The sequence below is a fragment of the Mycolicibacterium palauense genome (assembly GCF_002592005.1).
Lineage (GTDB): Bacteria > Actinomycetota > Actinomycetes > Mycobacteriales > Mycobacteriaceae > Mycobacterium > Mycobacterium palauense.
Genome location: NZ_NVQF01000175.1, coordinates 1 through 2,869, shown reverse-complemented (window position 1 = coordinate 2,869; position 2,869 = coordinate 1). Strand labels below are relative to the sequence as shown.

The window sequence follows — 2,869 nt, the reverse complement described above, 5'->3', positions numbered from 1 at the left end:
TTCGGCGGCGGCATGGGCCGCGGTATGGGCGGCATGGGCGGGGGCTTCGGCGGCGGGTTCGGCGGGGGGCGCAGCATGGGCCGCCCATCCTCGTTCGGTGGCTCCTCGCACTCCTCGGGCCGCAGCTACGGCGGCGGTGGCGGGCGCTTCTAGGCGTCCCGGAGAGCCCCGAAGCGGCCTCGTCGGCGGGGGACGAACGGCGGCGCCGGAGTGACTTAGGACACCTTTCGCGCCCCGGTGCACCCGACCAGCATGGAGCGCAAGGGGTGTCGAGGTCTGCGCCGAATCCGCGGTTCTACCGCACCGGGACAGGACCGGCACCGGAAGAACCCGCGGAGGTGGCGACATGACACAGATGCCGAACACGGCCGGAATCCTGGTGGGCGTCGACGGTTCGGAGTACTCCGATGCCGCGCTGCGCTGGGCGGTACGTGAGGCCGCGATGCGCCACGAGGCGCTGACGGTGATGAGCGTCGCCGAGCGCGCCGACCCGCACAGCTACGACACCGGGACAATCCAGGAGCTGCGCCGCGAACAGCACGCCGAGGGCGACCGGATCCTGGCGGCGGCGCAACGGATCGTCGACGAGACGCTCGGGGACCGGACGCTGCGTCAGGTGCAGATGGAGTTCCTGTTCGCCCACCCGCTCTCGACGCTGATCGACGCCTCCAAGGATGTACGGATGGTGGTCGTGGGCTGCCGCGGGATGGGCGCGCTGGACCGGCTGACGCTGGGCTCGGTCAGCAGCGGACTGGTGCGGCACGCGCACTCCCCGGTGGCGGTGATCCACCGCGAGCACGCCGAGCCCGCGGCCCATGCCCCGGTCCTGTTGGGGGTCGACGGGACGACGGCCTCCGAGCTGGCGACCGCCATCGCCTTCGACGAGGCCTCCCACCGGCACGCCCCGCTGGTGGCGATGCACGCCTGGGCCGACGCGCTCAGCGTCGCAGGCCACTTCAACTTCGCCGCCGACGAGTCCAAGGGCGGCGAGGTGCTCAGCGAGCGCCTGGCGGGCTGGCAGGAGAAGTACCCGGACGTCAGCGTCACCCCCACCCTGGTGCGCCAGGATCCCGGACCGTGGCTGGTCAACCACTCCGACGACGCCCAGCTGGTGGTGGTCGGCAGCCACGGCCGCGGCGGGTTCGCCGGGATGCTGCTCGGATCGGTCAGCGCCACCGTGGTGCACGCCGCCGAGGTGCCGGTGATCGTGGCGCGGACGTCCTGACCGCCACCACCGACTAGCAGCCCTTGAGCCGCACCGCGAGGTAGTCCGAGACGGTGTCGATGGCCACCCGCTCCTGGCTCATGGCGTCCCGGTCGCGCACCGTGACCGCTTGGTCCTCAAGGGAATCGAAGTCCAGCGTGATGCAGTACGGGGTGCCGATCTCGTCCTGGCGGCGGTAGCGCCGGCCGATCGCGCCGGCGTCGTCGAACTCGATGTTCCAGTTCTTGCGCAGCTCGGCGGCCAGATCGCGGGCCTTGGGGCTCAGGTCGGCGTTGCGCGACAGCGGCAGCACCGCCGCCTTGACCGGCGCCAGCCGCGGATCCAGCCGCAGCACGGTGCGCTTGTCCACCCCGCCCTTGGCGTTGGGAGCCTCGTCCTCGTGGAAGGCGTCGATGAGGAACGCCATGAACGAACGGGTGAGCCCGGCCGCCGGCTCGATCACATACGGCACGTAGCGGGTGTCGCTGGCCTGGTCGTAGAACGACAGGTCGGCGCCGGAATGCTTGGAGTGCGTGGACAGGTCGAAGTCGGTGCGGTTGGCCACGCCCTCCAGCTCGCCCCACGGGTTGCCGGAGAAACCGAACTTGTACTCGATGTCGACGGTGCGGTCGCTGTAGTGCGACAGCTTCTCCTTGGGGTGTTCGTAGAGCCGCAGATTGTCCGGGTTGATGCCCAGGTCGATGTACCACTGGCGGCGGGTGTCGATCCAGTACTGGTGCCATTCGGGGGCGGTGGAGGGTTCGACGAAGAACTCCATCTCCATCTGTTCGAACTCGCGGGTGCGGAAGATGAAGTTGCCCGGGGTGATCTCGTTGCGGAAGCTCTTGCCGATCTGGCCGATGCCGAACGGCGGCTTCTTGCGCGAGGTGGTCAGCACGTTGGCGAAGTTGACGAAGATGCCCTGGGCGGTCTCCGGGCGCAGGTAGTGCAGCCCCTCCTCGGTCTCGATCGGGCCGAGGTGGGTCTTGAGCATCATGTTGAATTCGCGCGGCTCGGTCCACTGTCCCTTGGTGCCGCAGTCCGGGCAGACGATCTCGCTCATCGGCACCGCGTCGGGGTCGGTGATGTCGGTCTTTCCGGCGTGCTTGGCCAGGTAGGCCTCCTGCATGTGGTCCTGACGGTGCCGGTGATGGCAGTTCAGGCACTCCACCAGCGGGTCGTTGAAGACCTCGACGTGCCCGGAGGCCACCCACACCTCCCGCGGCAGGATGATCGAGCTGTCCAGGCCGACGACGTCGTCGCGGCCGGTGACGACCGAGCGCCACCACTGCTTCTTGACGTTCTCCTTGAGCTCGACGCCGAGGGGGCCGTAGTCCCACGCGGAGCGGGTTCCGCCGTAGATCTCCCCCGACGGGTACACCAAGCCACGCCGCTTGGCCAGGTTGACGACGGTGTCGATGACGGACGCCACGATGCTCGAGCACTCCTTGCTGGGGACACAACGCTGGGACAGGACTGCGGACAGCCTAACGGGGCCGGCGCGGGGGCCTGGGTGCGAGGCGGCGGGCGCGCTGCCTACCCGCACCGAACGTGCGCCCGGATCGCCGCACCGCCCGCGACACCGATCTGCACGCACGCTCGGTGCTGTCTCTCATCCACATCCGACGCTCCCTCCCACCCGCCATGTCTAGCTCTCGTTGGTCG

2 protein-coding genes are annotated in these 2,869 nt (G+C 69.5%); one reads left to right on the top strand and one right to left on the bottom strand.

Annotated elements, in window-relative coordinates:
- Positions 1-355 precede the first annotated feature (355 nt).
- A complete protein-coding gene (locus CSR00_RS29625; protein ID WP_099025914.1) occupies positions 356-1,225 on the top strand; it encodes a universal stress protein in 870 nt (289 codons plus the stop codon).
- 13 nt (positions 1,226-1,238) lie between these two features.
- Here CSR00_RS29625 and CSR00_RS29620 read toward each other — a convergent pair whose 3' ends face one another.
- The gene (locus tag CSR00_RS29620) at positions 1,239-2,636 is read right to left on the bottom strand and encodes a glycine--tRNA ligase (RefSeq protein WP_099025913.1); all 1,398 of its coding nucleotides are present in this window, start codon (positions 2,634-2,636) and stop codon (positions 1,239-1,241) included.
- Positions 2,637-2,869: the final 233 nt, after the last annotated feature.

Coding starts and splice junctions, on each gene's coding strand:
- CSR00_RS29625 (WP_099025914.1), top strand. CDS start 356: ATGCCGAACACGGCCGGAATCCTGGTGGGCGTCGACGGTTCGGAGTAC.